Origin of the sequence: Citrobacter sp. RHB20-C16 (assembly GCF_013890155.1) — a bacterium.
Classification (GTDB): Bacteria; Pseudomonadota; Gammaproteobacteria; order Enterobacterales; family Enterobacteriaceae; genus Citrobacter_A; species Citrobacter_A amalonaticus.
The window spans coordinates 1,990,306-2,003,793 of record NZ_CP057630.1; the positions used below are offsets into that span (position 1 = coordinate 1,990,306).

15 protein-coding genes and 3 pseudogenes are annotated in these 13,488 nt (G+C 50.5%); 8 read left to right on the top strand and 10 right to left on the bottom strand.

Annotated features, from left to right (window positions below; genetic code table 11):
- Position 1 precedes the first annotated feature (1 nt).
- Positions 2–925, top strand: coding sequence for an IS5-like element IS903B family transposase (locus HVX64_RS09490; protein WP_346010953.1), 924 nt, complete (start codon positions 2–4; stop codon positions 923–925).
- Between the two features lie 56 nt (positions 926–981).
- On the opposite strand, the pseudogene HVX64_RS09495 reads toward HVX64_RS09490, so the two are convergent.
- The 6 genes and pseudogenes from HVX64_RS09495 to HVX64_RS09510 form a co-directional block, all read right to left on the bottom strand.
- A pseudogene (locus tag HVX64_RS09495) lies at positions 982–1,110 on the bottom strand (HTH domain-containing protein); the annotation flags it as partial.
- Positions 1,111–1,492: 382 nt separating this feature from the next.
- Entirely contained in the window at positions 1,493–1,762 is a 270-nt protein-coding gene (locus HVX64_RS09500; protein WP_044258129.1) for a hypothetical protein, read from the bottom strand.
- A 36-nt stretch (positions 1,763–1,798) separates the two neighbouring features.
- Positions 1,799–1,927: a hypothetical protein gene (locus HVX64_RS24230; RefSeq protein ID WP_255347751.1), complete on the bottom strand. Its 129-nt coding sequence runs from the start codon at positions 1,925–1,927 to the stop codon at positions 1,799–1,801.
- Between the two features lie 433 nt (positions 1,928–2,360).
- Entirely contained in the window at positions 2,361–2,492 is a 132-nt protein-coding gene (locus tag HVX64_RS24235; protein WP_256434243.1) for a hypothetical protein, read from the bottom strand.
- A gap of 11 nt (positions 2,493–2,503) precedes the next feature.
- Positions 2,504–2,950 (bottom strand): YetF domain-containing protein, encoded by a 447-nt coding sequence (locus HVX64_RS09505; protein ID WP_044258127.1) that lies wholly within the window; start codon positions 2,948–2,950, stop codon positions 2,504–2,506.
- A gap of 9 nt (positions 2,951–2,959) precedes the next feature.
- Complete coding sequence (locus HVX64_RS09510) at positions 2,960–3,448, bottom strand: hypothetical protein (protein ID WP_249418900.1); 489 nt, start codon at positions 3,446–3,448, stop codon at positions 2,960–2,962.
- 155 nt (positions 3,449–3,603) lie between these two features.
- On the opposite strand from HVX64_RS09510, the gene HVX64_RS09515 reads away from it, so the two are divergent.
- On the top strand, positions 3,604–3,996 hold the full coding sequence (locus HVX64_RS09515) for a YdeI family stress tolerance OB fold protein (RefSeq protein ID WP_043001085.1): 393 nt from the start codon (positions 3,604–3,606) through the stop codon (positions 3,994–3,996).
- A gap of 118 nt (positions 3,997–4,114) precedes the next feature.
- Here the strand turns inward: HVX64_RS09515 and HVX64_RS09520 are convergent, their stop codons facing one another.
- From HVX64_RS09520 to HVX64_RS09535, 4 genes are all read right to left on the bottom strand, one after another.
- The gene (locus HVX64_RS09520; RefSeq protein WP_043001084.1) at positions 4,115–5,464 is read right to left on the bottom strand and encodes a GntP family permease; all 1,350 of its coding nucleotides are present in this window, start codon (positions 5,462–5,464) and stop codon (positions 4,115–4,117) included.
- 94 nt (positions 5,465–5,558) lie between these two features.
- Complete coding sequence (gene yjhG, locus HVX64_RS09525) at positions 5,559–7,538, bottom strand: xylonate dehydratase YjhG (protein WP_044258124.1); 1,980 nt, start codon at positions 7,536–7,538, stop codon at positions 5,559–5,561.
- A 10-nt stretch (positions 7,539–7,548) separates the two neighbouring features.
- The gene (locus HVX64_RS09530; RefSeq protein ID WP_043001082.1) at positions 7,549–8,454 is read right to left on the bottom strand and encodes a dihydrodipicolinate synthase family protein; all 906 of its coding nucleotides are present in this window, start codon (positions 8,452–8,454) and stop codon (positions 7,549–7,551) included.
- A 4-nt stretch (positions 8,455–8,458) separates the two neighbouring features.
- Complete coding sequence (locus tag HVX64_RS09535) at positions 8,459–9,247, bottom strand: IclR family transcriptional regulator (RefSeq protein WP_043001081.1); 789 nt, start codon at positions 9,245–9,247, stop codon at positions 8,459–8,461.
- A 235-nt stretch (positions 9,248–9,482) separates the two neighbouring features.
- Here HVX64_RS09535 and HVX64_RS09540 point away from each other — a divergent pair, with 235 nt between their 5' ends.
- The 6 genes and pseudogenes from HVX64_RS09540 (at position 9,483) to HVX64_RS09565 (ending at position 13,360) form a co-directional block, all read left to right on the top strand.
- On the top strand, positions 9,483–10,274 hold the full coding sequence (locus tag HVX64_RS09540; protein ID WP_044258121.1) for a PhzF family phenazine biosynthesis protein: 792 nt from the start codon (positions 9,483–9,485) through the stop codon (positions 10,272–10,274).
- Positions 10,275–10,754: 480 nt separating this feature from the next.
- Positions 10,755–11,147 carry a VOC family protein gene (locus tag HVX64_RS09545; RefSeq protein ID WP_044258118.1) on the top strand — a complete coding sequence of 131 codons (393 nt, stop codon included), beginning with the start codon at positions 10,755–10,757 and terminating at the stop codon, positions 11,145–11,147.
- A 15-nt stretch (positions 11,148–11,162) separates the two neighbouring features.
- Positions 11,163–11,363 (top strand): annotated as a pseudogene (locus HVX64_RS09550) (tryptophan synthase subunit alpha); the annotation flags it as partial.
- Positions 11,364–11,742: 379 nt separating this feature from the next.
- Positions 11,743–12,000, top strand: coding sequence for a YjhX family toxin (locus tag HVX64_RS09555; RefSeq protein WP_043001077.1), 258 nt, complete (start codon positions 11,743–11,745; stop codon positions 11,998–12,000).
- 10 nt (positions 12,001–12,010) lie between these two features.
- Positions 12,011–12,558 (top strand): annotated as a pseudogene (locus HVX64_RS09560) (N-acetyltransferase).
- Positions 12,559–12,613: 55 nt separating this feature from the next.
- Entirely contained in the window at positions 12,614–13,360 is a 747-nt protein-coding gene (locus HVX64_RS09565) for a class I SAM-dependent methyltransferase (protein WP_044258113.1), read from the top strand.
- The last annotated feature ends 128 nt before the right edge of the window (positions 13,361–13,488 follow it).

Sequence of the window (13,488 nt, forward strand, 5' to 3'; positions counted from 1 at the left end):
CGTGGCAAAGCAAAAGTTCAAAATCACCAACTGGCCCACCTACAATAAAGCCCTCATCAACCGTGGCTCCATAACTTTCTGGCTGGATGATGAAGCTATTCAGGCCTGGTATGAGTCAGCAACACCTTCTTCACGAGGCAGACCTCAGCGCTATTCTGACCTTGCCATCACGACTGTGCTGGTCATTAAACGCGTATTCAGGCTGACCCTGCGCGCTGCGCAGGGTTTTATTGATTCCATTTTTACACTGATGAATGTTCCGTTGCGCTGCCCGGATTACAGCTGTGTCAGTAGGCGGGCAAAGTCGGTTAATGTCAGTTTCAAAACGCCCACCCGGGGTGAAATCGCACACCTGGTAATTGATTCCACCGGGCTGAAGGTCTTCGGTGAAGGCGAGTGGAAAGTCAAAAAGCATGGCCAGGAACGCCGCCGTATCTGGCGTAAGCTGCATCTCGCCGTTGACAGTAAAACACATGAAATCATCTGCGCTGACCTGTCGCTGAACAATGTGACGGACTCAGAAGCCTTCCCGGGTCTTATCCGGCAGACTCACAGAAAAATCAGGGCAGCATCGGCAGACGGCGCTTACGACACCCGGCTCTGTCACGATGAACTGCGGCGTAAGAAAATCAGCGCGCTTATCCCACCCCGAAAAGGTGCGGGTTACTGGCCCGGTGAATATGCAGACCGTAACCGTGCAGTGGCTAATCAGCGAATGACCGGGAGTAATGCGCGGTGGAAATGGACAACAGATTACAACCGTCGCTCGATAGCGGAAACGGCGATGTACCGGGTAAAACAGCTGTTCGGGGGTTCACTGACGCTGCGTGACTACGATGGTCAGGTTGCGGAGGCTATGGCCCTGGTACGAGCGCTGAACAAAATGACGAAAGCAGGTATGCCTGAAAGCGTGCGTATTACCTGAAAACACAACCCGCTACGGGGGAGACTTACCCGAAATCTGATTTATTCAACAAAGCCCGTTTTAATATCTCTGTAAAGGGAGCGTACACTTATGCCTAATCGATCTGAGAGAGCGGAAGCTGTGATCGGATATCGTTGTGCCCTTAATATCTGTAATAATTCGAGAAGCCTTTCTGTTCTGGTCATGTTGAAAAATCCATCTTGATCTTGGACTTGAGCTTAAAGCACCTGCCGGACAAGCATCTTAATACAAAACAAATGTACCTGCTTAAGTTGAGTGACTCCCCGTTGATTGATATCCCCCATATGCTATGCGTCCTTCAGCGGTGATGATGGACATAAACATCTACTCTTTGTTCAATAGGGACCTTCAGTTTTGCCAGCTTGTCCACGCTATGCCATGGGCAGACAGTGCGTACGTCACTACTGCGCCCAGGTTTTCCATTGAGGGGAATAGTGTGCATATCGGAACACCCGTTCCGGGGCAGATTTGTCCCTGGCTGGGGAGCCCGGGATGCGATCCTCCCGAGAGGATATTCCGCTTATCCTCTGAGGAAGCTGTGGATTATTAAAGCTCGTGTTGGGTAGTCGAGAGTAAATTCAATATTCTCTCCGTAAGTTTATCCTCATAACCTTCCTCTACCGGGTGATTGAACTTTACAAGTGGAGCAGAACTTCTGGTTTGCTCATATGATCTCTCAAGTAAACCAGGTTCACCACTTAGGGTGTTTACCACCGTAGATAAAACGTTAATAGCAACCTTTGATGCGTGCAGATCGAGGCTCAGATCATTAAGGTTTTTCTCGAGGATTTCAATGCGTTCATTTACGTCAGCCATGTAATCTCCTGGGTATCTGTGAATAGAGGATTCAAACTAAATACGTATAACATCAAGGTTATATGAACCCTGGGTGGATAAATATTCAGCCAGAGCAACGATATCGTCCGCCGCGAGTGTATCGATGTTGACATGTTGAGAGCGCTGACAGGTCAGTACTTTCATCAGTCGTTCTCCTGTGGTTGGTCTCCACAACATTGTAAAACCGTCCAGTAACAGCATTTATCAGCGCCAGTCGCTTTGCCTGCGATTTTGTAAAAGCAACGATCGCCGCTTTGGTAATCCATAATATTGAGTAGACATGGGTCTTGAAGGTTGCTTTTTGCTGCCAAAAAGTCGACCACTATCCCGGATAGCTTTCTTCACAACGATCGGGGCAGCGGGACGTGGTTGCATTTTTCCAACAAGCTCCGCAAAGCGTTGTTGTGGGTGTGGACAAGGCGAGCAGGAAAACGCTCTGTCTTTGTCATAATAGCCACCTGTTTTTCATTATATTTATTAGCCATTCATTCACCTCAGTCTATCTTTCTGACAAGCATAAATAAGCGTAGAACAAATTTAATGAATTCGAAGCATCATCAACGCGGACATATCTGCCTCAGCGCAAAGTGCGGTAGCCAGATGTCGATTCAGCTGTGGTCGAGGATAAGCCCTTGGCAATAAACGTCTTCGCGATCTGTTTCGTTAACACGCCAGCGGTTTTCGCTTCGTTATATGCCGATTTTTTCATTCTCTTTTTCCTTAATCCTCATCAGGAATAATTGAAATATGCCCATTACGCTCCAGAATGGCGTATTTAATTTTACCCGGCTCCGTAATGCCCTGGCTCTGCCGGGCAGCCACTAAGATATCGTCGAGAGAGACATCTACCATTCTCATCTTTTCCATTAATGGTTCGCCGTGTTCCAGCAGAATAACCGGTGATCCATCGAGAGCAGATTCAGCCCCATGCATCTGTTTTTTAATGAATCCGAACAATATGTCGATCGTCACCAACGTGACAATGGTGAGCATTGCTCCGGTAACGGAGAAATCATTGCCTAATAATGCCTGCTGTGTGGCTTCGCTAATAATCAACAGTAAAATCAGGTCGAAACTGGTCATCTGTAATAACGCCCGGCGTCCAGCAATCTTAAACACGACAAGTAAAATAAGATATATGGCTAAAGCCCTCAGCACCATTTCCATACAGACCTCCTACGGATAAATAAATTGCCTGAAATCGATTTCAGGGCCGGAGTTTAATTGAATAACACTTTTTGCGCTGCCAGGCTTTACGGGGGTAACGAGTAACCAGATAGAGGTATGTTGCTGATTTTCATGTGCGTTATACACCAGGTACAGATCGTCTCCCTTGCTGTACATGCTGTCAGGTTGAGGCCAGATATTCGCTGTCTCATAAAAAGAATTGAAATCTCCACCAATGCGATAAATATTCTTCCCGGATCGTTGGTCTGTAGCAGAGATTTTTAATTTAAATTCTGTTTGCAATCGACCAAACCGTTCAAAATTTAATGTCACCTCCCCGGTAGTATTCCTCTTCCCCGAATCACTGAAATAACCACCAGAAAAAACACCGACTATGGCCAGGGAAATAATACACAGTAAAATGACAAACCCAATCTTATGAAATCTCGCTTCAAAATTCAGAAAACGCTGACTCTCTTCAATGCCGGGGACTTTCATGTTTTCTCTGGGCATCTTTAACCTCACCGTTTCGCTTGTATCCCGTCAGTTATCTGATTCGTAACACTATTACCTTTTAAGACTCTTCCAGTTTGCCAGATTAAGGAATAGCAATCAGACTTAATAAGTCAAGTCGACAATGAGATGAGGGTGAAATGAAATTATCCGTGGCACCATTACTATGTTGTTTTTTAATCCCGACAGTGTTTGCTGACGATAATGGTGGGCTGAAAAAAGATACGGCACCGCCGCCGCCTCACGCCCTGGATGAGGGGTATCGTGGTGTTGAAGATGCGAGAACCATGACGGTTCAACAAGCTAAAACCATGCATGACGGCGCAACCATCTCTCTGCGTGGTAATCTGATTGACGATCTGGGCGATGATAAATTTGTTTTTCGCGATAAAACCGGCAGTATCCATACGCTGATTCCACTCTCTGTCTTTGATGGTCGCACGGTAAAACCCGATCAAATGATCAGTATTAACGGCAGTCTGGACACCAAAACGCAACCGCTTGTGGTTCGCGTTAACAGAATACAAAAGTAACAATACTGCTGCTCGGCCCATTGCTGACGTTTGTAAGCTGTTAACAGTTGTTTTCTGATACCACGTGAAGGGAGGGGCGCCAGTGAATCGACAACGCGATCCACTGGCGAGAGGAGAATTAAAGAACCATGCTGGCGAGCAGGATAAATATCAGTCCGCAGATGGATAACAGCGTTGACATCAGCGTCCAGGACAGCAGCGTCTCTTTGGTTGTCAGGCCGAAGAAGTCTTTAATCATCCAGAAGCTGGCATCGTTGACGTGGGAGCAGATACAGGAACCTGCTCCAGTGGCCAGCGTAATCAACGCCAGGTTAGTGTTGGGATGTACCGCCAGCAGCGGGATAACCAGTCCGGCAGTCGAGATCGCTGCTACGGTGGCAGAACCCAGGCAAATACGCAGGAACGCGGCAACGCCCCAGGCCATCAGAATCGGATTAATATCCATGCCTGAGACCAGAGTAGAAATGTACTGACCCACGCCAGAATCGATGAGCACCTGCTTGAATGCGCCACCACCGCCGATAATCAGCAACAGTCCTGCGATACCGGCAATGGCTTTGCCGCAGGAGTCCATCAGTTCAGGGATTGTCTTTCCGCGACCCAGACCCATGGTATAAATCGCGAACAGCAACGAGATCAGCATTGCAATCGTCGAGTTACCTAAGAACAGTAATACGTTATAGAACGTGCCTGACTCCGAGGCGTTTTTAGCATGGGTCATCTGGATAATTGTCACTACCGCCATCAGGATCACCGGCAGCATCGCGGTGAGAAAGCTGATGCCAAAGCCGGGCATTTCGTTTTCGCTGAACCGGCGGGTCGCACCGAGGGAGGCAATATTCCCCTCTTTTTTAAACGCGTCAGGAATAATCCGCTGACAGAATTTGTTCAATATCGGCCCGCAAAGAATAAAGGTCGGAATGCCGACAATAATGCCGTAGATCAGTACCAGTCCCACATCTGCGCCATATTCACGGGCAATAACGGTTGGGCCGGGATGCGGGGGTAAAAAACCGTGCGCGACCAGCAAACCGGAAAGCATGGGCACACACATAAACATCGGCGATATTTTCGCTTCACGGGCGATGGCGAATAAAATAGGCACCAGAAGAATTAAGCCAACTTCGAAAAAGAGTGCGATACCGACGATAAAGGCTGAACAGACTACCGCCCAGTCAAGCCGCTTTTTACCGAAATAATTCAGCATGGTCAGGGCGATTCGCTGTGCGCCACCCGCGTCAGCCAGTAAGCGACCGAGCATCACGCCGAAGCCGAAGATTAAACCAATATGGCCCAGCGTACCGCCAAGGCCGGATTCGACCGACGTGACGACTTTATTCAGATCCATTCCACTGGCAATGGCGACAACAATCGAGACAATAATTAAGGAAACAAACGTATTGAGTTTAATTTTAATGGTTAAAAGCAGGAGTAAAGCAATCCCTGCCACAACGATAATTAGTGGCATAACGTCCTCTCATTGTAGGGTTGCGACCGGTCATAGTCCGACTACACAATGTTTTAATAATGTGTAGCCGGGTTATTTAGCGGTCTGGATATTATTATTTTTGCTTTAAGGTGTTATTCATATAATCGTTCAGGGCCGCACCGATTTTATTCACATCGTAAACACAGCCCGTCCAAGTCCCGCCGCTCACTGCCTGAAGCATCGCCCAAAGCCGGGTATCGTCTGGCAGTTCCGGATCAGGAAGTAAATCCTGATGGCTGGGTCTGGCGTTCAATATTGCGGTAGCCTCCTCCCGTGAGGGTAATTTTTCATCGTTACGGGTTCCGAGGAAATTGACTTCGCCCTGAAGTTCGCGGCAATCAATTTTGATTTCAATAATATCCCCGGTGCGTAATTTACTGATTGGCCCCCCGGCGAGGGCTTCCGGTCCCACGTGACCAATGCACGCGCCAGTGGAAACGCCCGAGAAACGCGCATCCGTGATCAGGGAGACATGCTTACCATAAGACAGATGTTTCAGGGCGCTGGTGACCTGGTAGGTTTCTTCCATCCCGGTACCGGAAGGGCCAACGCCGATAATGACCAGAATATCGCCTGCTTTAATTTTGTCGTGCTTGATATCGTAAATTGCTGTTTTCTCGGACAGATAAACCTTCGCCACCCCTTTATGGTAATAGATGCCTTGATCATCAATTACCGAGGGGTCAATGGCGGTGGACTTGATCACCGATCCTTCCGGAGCAATATTGCCAACCGGGAAGGTGATCGTTGAAGTCAGGCCACGCTCCCGTGCGCGTTGCGGTGACATGATCACCTCGTCGGCGTCGATCTGTTCCTGGTCGCGCAGCAGCTGTTTGAATCGCTGCCGCCGCTCGGAGTGTTCCCACCAGTCGAGGTTCTCCTTCAGTGTGCTGCCGGTTACGGTCATCACGTCTTCATGCAGCAATCCAAGACTGCGAAGATGCAACATCACTTCCGGCACACCGCCTGCCATGAATGCATTCACTGTCGGGTGATAAACCGGACCATTCGGGAGCACGCTCACCAGTCGGGGCACACGCTTATTGATGCGGATCCAGTCGTCAACGGTCGGGACATGGCAGCCTGCCTGATGGGCAATCGCCGGGATGTGCAGCAGCAGGTTTGTTGAACCGCCGAACGCTGCATGAACCGTCATCGCATTCTCAATCGCTTTGTCGGTAAGGATTTCCCGGGTAGTGATACCTTTTTTACATAAGTTCAACGCTGCCCGCGCGGATGCTCTGGCGATCTCTTGCCATACCGGCTCACCGGAAGGGGCTAGCGCAGAGTGCGGGATCGCCAGCCCAAGACCTTCGGCCACCACCTGCGATGTCCCGGCGGTACCCAGAAATTGACAGCCGCCGCCAGAGGAGGCACAGGCCTTACAGCCAGCACGACGAGCGTCCTTTAGCGATAACTCGCCATTGGCGAAGCGTGCGCCAATGGTCTGCACTTTGCCGTTATCTTCTCCATCCTTCGCGGGCAGCGTCGCGCCACCAGGCACCAGCACTGTCGCTTTGTCATGCTGCGCGGCGAGGGCCATCATGGTGGCCGGGAGTCCCTTATCACAGCTCGCCACGCCAATAACGGCTTTCGCATCGGGCAAGGAGCGGATCAGGCGGCGCATCACCATTGAGGCGTCATTACGGTATGGCAGTGAATCAAACATGCCCGTTGTACCCTGTGTTCGTCCGTCGCAGGGATCGGAAACATACACGGCATAGGGTAGGGCGCGGTTCGCTTTGATCACCTCTGCTGCCGCTTTCATCTGGATATCCAGCTCGTAGTGACCCTGGTGCAGCGCCAGTGCGATGGGCTTACCGTCTTCCCCGCGTAACCCTCCCAGCGTGCTGAGCAGTAAAATGCCGTCGCGATCCAGCTCATCCGGAGACCAGCCCATTCCGGCATTCATCGTCATCCCGAACAGATCCCCGCTCGGGCGGTTGATGAGCATCTCCGCCGTCAGCGGCAGTTCACCGTCAGGCCCGTCGGCGTGCGTTCTGACGGTGTAGATATCGTGACTCTCGTCAGCAAAAATAGAGCGAACAGACATGATCTTCTCCTCAGAGCGATATAATTCCCTGCGCGACCAGCAGTGCATGGACTTTTTCTTTGGCTTCTTCTGACACATCGAGAATCGGCGGCAAGCAATACGTCTCCACCGGCAATCCCACGCACTGCATGCTGTATTTGATCAGTGAGACAAACGGCGTTTCCAGGGCGTAAATCGCCGGCAGTTGCAGCAGCTTTTGATTCAGGGTGGCGGCGGTTGCCAGATCGCCCTCGCGCCAGGCGTGATAGATACCGACAGAGAGCTCCGGAGCAAAGTTCGCGCTGGCGGATATTGCGCCATCGCCGCCCAGCAGCAGGGTGTTGAGTAAATGGTCGTCGTAGCCGCAGAAGACCGAAAATGACGGGCGCACTGACTTAACGGTGTTAATCATCGTGCGCAGATGGCCGACGCTGTCGATAGTGTCTTTGATCCCGACGATGTTCTCATTTTGCAGCGCCAGACGTTTCACGGTCTCTGGGGTTAAGTCCTGACCGGTCAGATCCGGAAAGTTGTACAGGATCACCGGCAGCGTGACGCTACGGGCGATCTGCTGGTAATAGTCGTCAAGATTGCGTGACGCGACTTTCCAGTAGTAGGGGTTAATTGCGACGACGCCGTCAGCGCCGCAGGCCTGGGCATGTTGTGCCAGTTTGACCGCTTCATCAGTAGAAGGCGAACCGACGCCAATCAGGACCGGAACCCGACCACCGACAACGGCAACGGCTTCTTCGGCGAACGCCATTCGCTGGGCGGTATTCATCTGGCTAAATTCACCCCCGGTGCCAAGGTAAAACAGCCCGTCGACTCCCTTATTGATCAGGAAGTCGGCAACCTGACGCATTGCTGTTTTATCAATGGTCCCGTCACGATGAAACGTGCTGGATACCGGTGGAATAATGCCGCTGAATTTTCTCATTACCTCAGTTTCCTTTTCGTAAATACTCATTTTCGTTTCTGTAGCCCAGCCCATAAGATATTTGCCCGGCACATTTGCGGAGCAGTTCCAGATAGCCGTCGATCTTATTTCCTGAATAAACCACAGGATCACCTGACAGCGAGATCGCATAGTTGACCCGGTTATACATATTGAATACCGGCATACTTAAACATACCGCGCCATAGGTTGATTCTTCACTGTCTATGGCCCATCCCCGAAGTCGTGTTTTTTGCAACTCCTCCAGAAATAACTTTTTATCGGTTAACGTATTGCGCGTATGCGGCGTTAACGTGATCGCATCTAAAAAATAATCCAGTTCTTCCCGTGTTTTCCAGGCTAATAACGCTTTACCCAGCGCGGTAATGTGTAATTCCAGTTTTTTGCCAATCCAGCTTTTACTCGTTGGCACTGATTCCGGGCTTTCAACCTTGTCGAGATAGATAGCAGAATAGCGCTCCATTGCCCCCAGGTGACAAACCAGGCCGCTTTTCAGCGACAGCTCCTGCATAGGCCGTTTCGTCACCTCAAAGATATTTTGGCGGTGCAGTGCCTGACAACCCAGTTCGTAGTTTTTTATTCCCAGCGAATAATGGCCGTTTTTGTTTTTAATTAAGAAGCCGCACTCCACCATCACATTTAATAAATTAAGCAGGCTGCTTTTGGGATACTGGAATTCTTTTAATAGCTCCATATAACTCGCCACGCCTACCCATGCAATATGGGTTAATATTTTTTCGGCACGGACTAATGAATTACACCCTTTGCGAACCATACTGGCTCCCTCCTGTGGTTAGAATAAATAATATCGGCATTGCACAGTTGAAAATATGCCTTGTTCAACATGCTGAACCGTAATGCGATGATTAAATGTGATCTTGTACGCAGTTTTAATAGCAGAATTATCGCACTGCCAGTACGCTGAATATGAATACCTGAAAATGAAAGACGACAGGTCGTCGTGGCATGATAAAGTGTAAATTGCACAAAGAACATTCGAGGTTTGCGCGATGCAACAAATTGATTTTTACATGGTTGATGCCTTCAGTACCACGACGTTTGGCGGCAATGCCGCAGCAGTCTGTCCGCTAACCGAATGGTTGCCTGATGAGACGTTACTGAAGATGTCTAAACAACATAACCAGTCAGAAACGGCCTATTTTGTCCCTGTTGAAAACGGCTTTGAGCTGCGCTGGTTTACCACACAGGGAGAGATCAATCTGTGTGGGCATGCCACGCTGGCGGCTGCTCATGTCATCTTTGAACATCTGAATTATCCGCGCGACAGTATCCATTTTACTACCCGATTTGTTGGCCCGCTGACTGTTGCACGTAGCGGTGAATGGTTGACGCTGGATTTTCCTGCCTGGGGAACCGAGTCCGTCACGCCGCCGTCTCTTCTGCTGGAGGCGTTGGGTATCACGGAATACAAAGACATGCGCGTTGGGAGGGATTATATGGTGGTGCTGGATAATCAGCAGCAGGTTGACGCGCTGCGCCCGAATATCCACGCGATGATCCCTTTAGGGAAAATGGTTTGTGTCACCGCACCGGGTGAAGGGAAATACGATTTTGTCAGCCGTTTCTTCTGTCCAGGAGAAGCCGTAGCGGAAGATCCCGTTACCGGTTCAGCGCATAGCATGCTCATTCCTTACTGGGCGGAAAAACTGAACAAAACGGAGATGCTGGCGTATCAGGGAGCCGAACGCGGTGGGGAGCTACGCTGTCAGAGTGCCGGGGAGCGTGTACATATCGGCGGACAGGCAACCACGTATCTGCTGGGTAAAGTTGTGTTGCGCTAGGTAGCACTGATACCAGTCACTACAAAACTCACAAAGTCAGGATGAAGGCGCATCATGCTTAAACCGGAGTATGTCATCAGATTGAATGTCTGTCGGAAAATGACCGTAAAAAGCCAACAGCCGTAATAAATCCGATCGGCAAATACATACCCCGCTCATTGAGCAATGTCAGAACCGCATTCTCATCCATCTTATTTTATCCATATATACTGGATGGCGTACTGAGCGGAAAAGGAACATGAAAAAAAATTCCAGCGTTGCCATCCTGCTCACCGGCCAAGAGATACGTTGAAACCAGCAAAACGGCGATCGCCGGGGATATAAGTTCAATCAATCTTCATTATGGTATAGGTCTGTTCTATTGATCTGACGCGCTTAACGACTCGCTGCCGTTCGGTATGTTAGTCACACGTAACCTGACGGTGACGCCCGCAGGGGGATCAAGCGGATAATCCCTGCGACATCAAATGAGGAGGGAGTATGTTTTCTTACATCATGCTGGGTACGAACGATCTGCCACGTGCGATCGGTTTCTACGATCCGTTAATGGAGCTGCTTGGGCACCCGAAAGCAGGCCGCGGCGAAGAGGGCGCATCATGGGGGATGTTCAGTGAAAACCACACCACCGGATTGTGCGTTGGCAAACCCTTTGATGGCCAGGCCGCAGGTGTCGGTAATGGCACGATGGTGGCGCTGAATGCCCGATCCGTCGAACATATCCAACAACTTCACGCGCTCGCTCTTCGCCTGGGCGGCGCGGATGAAGGCGCGCCGGGTCACAGACCACAGTATGGACAAGGCTTTCATAGCGCCTATGTCAGAGATCCCGACGGCAATAAGCTGGCGTTTGTCTACTATGCAGACGAATACTGAACATATCTTATGCAACAGGCTCCACCAACACTGCAGGGGTTTGATGTTTCCACGCCCGATCAGGTGGCGGATGCAATTAGCGCTGGTGCGACGGGGGCCATTTCAGGCTCTGCCATCGTCAGGATCATTGAGAAAAACAGAGATAATGAGGAAACGATGCTGGCTGAGTTAAAGGCATTTGTGATGAGCATGAAAGCGGCAACGCGTCAGCAGTAAGTACGTTTCTATTGCCTGTCGGTAGCGGCAGGCAATGGGTGACGCGACCCTGAATCTGGCGATCAATTCCGTCATCCTCATCTTCGCAAATATGGCCTGGGATGGTAAATGAGGCAATGTCTGCGACGACGGGCGTGATTTCGACGGCGATCACATTTTTCCGACCTGCGCATATCCCTGCTGAAATTACGTGTTACCATTCATCTCGTAAATACCTTTCAACTCAACCCGAGGCTTTGATGCTGGAGAATGTAATCATCTGATAATCAGTTTCCCCGACCTTTTCAGGCCGGACTGATTATCAATGCGCCGAAATCGAATGCGGACACCGCTGTGTGTTTGCACGTTTTGCACATGATGATTAAACAGGTTTTCCAGTATGAATTTATCCCGTCAGGAACAACGTACCTTACACGTTCTCGCCAAAGGTGGACGTATTGCGCACGTCCGCGATGCGTCAGGCCGCGTCACCGCCGTTGAATGCTACAGCCGCGAAGGGCTGCTGCTCGCCGACTGTACACTTGCCGTCTTCAAAAAACTCAAAACCAAAAAGCTGATCAAATCCGTCAATGGTCAGCCGTACCGCATTAATACCACCGGGCTGAACAACGTGCGTGCTCAGCCAGATAACCGCTAAGGAGAGCGTTATGACAACACGCAACTTCACTATTCATATTACCGATGAAAGTGATACCAACGACATCCGGGAAGTCGAAACTCGCGCCTTTGGCTACAGTAAAGAGGCCTGCCTGGTGGCTTCTTTGCTCGAGGACGACACTGCGCGTCCAACGTTATCGTTGCTGGCCAGACAGGAAGGTAACGCCGTCGGGCATATCCTGTTTACCCGGGCGACATTCAAAGGAGAAATGGATTCCCCTCTGATGCATATCCTTGCTCCCCTGGCGGTCATCCCTGAATACCAGGGGAGGGGCGTGGGCGGATTATTGATTCGTACCGGTATAGAACACTTACGCTCGATGGGATGCCAGTGCGTTTTTGTTCTCGGTCATGCCACTTACTATCCGCGACATGGATTTGAACCCTGTGCAGGAGACAAAGGCTTTCCCGCGCCTTACCCCATTGCGGAGGAACATAAGGCCTGCTGGATGATGCAGTCCCTCTCCGCACAACCCTTTGATCGTGCCGGCGACATCCAATGTGCGCAGGCCTTAATGAAACCGGAGCACTGGCGTGAATAACAATCAGACTGAACGCTCTGTTACTCGTAACGCAATGAAAGGAATTAACTAATGGATATCCCACGTATTTTTACGATTAGCGAAAGCGAACATCGCATTCATAACCCGTTTACGCCGGAAAAGTATGCCACATTGGGCCGGGTGTTACGCATGAAGCCGGGAGCGCGCATTCTTGATCTCGGCAGTGGTTCTGGTGAGATGCTCTGCACCTGGGCGCGCGATCACGGCATTAACGGTACCGGTATCGACATGAGCCAGCTTTTTACTGCCCAGGCAAAACAGCGTGCTGAAGAGCTTGGCGTCAGCGAACGCGTCCATTTTATTCATAACGACGCGGCGGGCTACGTCACGGACGAAAAATGCGACGTGGCGGCCTGTGTTGGCGCGACCTGGATTGCCGGTGGCGTAGCCGGAAGCGTCGGGCTGTTGGCAAAAAGCCTCAAGCCAGGCGGAATGATACTGATCGGTGAACCTTACTGGCGTCAGGTTCCCGCAACGGAAGAGATCGCCCAGGCCTGCGGTGTTTCGTCGAAGGCTGATTTTCTCACCCTTCCTGGGCTCGTCGCCTCTTTCGACAAACTTGGCTATGACGTTGTGGAAATGGTACTGGCAGACCAGGAGGGCTGGGACCGATATGAAGCGGCGAAATGGCTGACAATGCGCCGTTGGTTAGAAGCTAATGCAGAGGATGATTTTGCCGATGAGGTTCGCGCGGAGTTGACGATAGCGCCTGAACGCCATGTCACCTACACCCGGGAATACTTCGGTTGGGGCGTATTTGCGTTAATCGCACGATAAAGTAAGTTATGCGGCATAGCCTGAGGGCTATGTCGTATTCTCCCCAGAAGAGAAGCGTCGTGGCGAAAGCAACGACCGTAATACATAATTATCACACCTGAAACCTTCTTCCTTTCTGTCTCACAAAG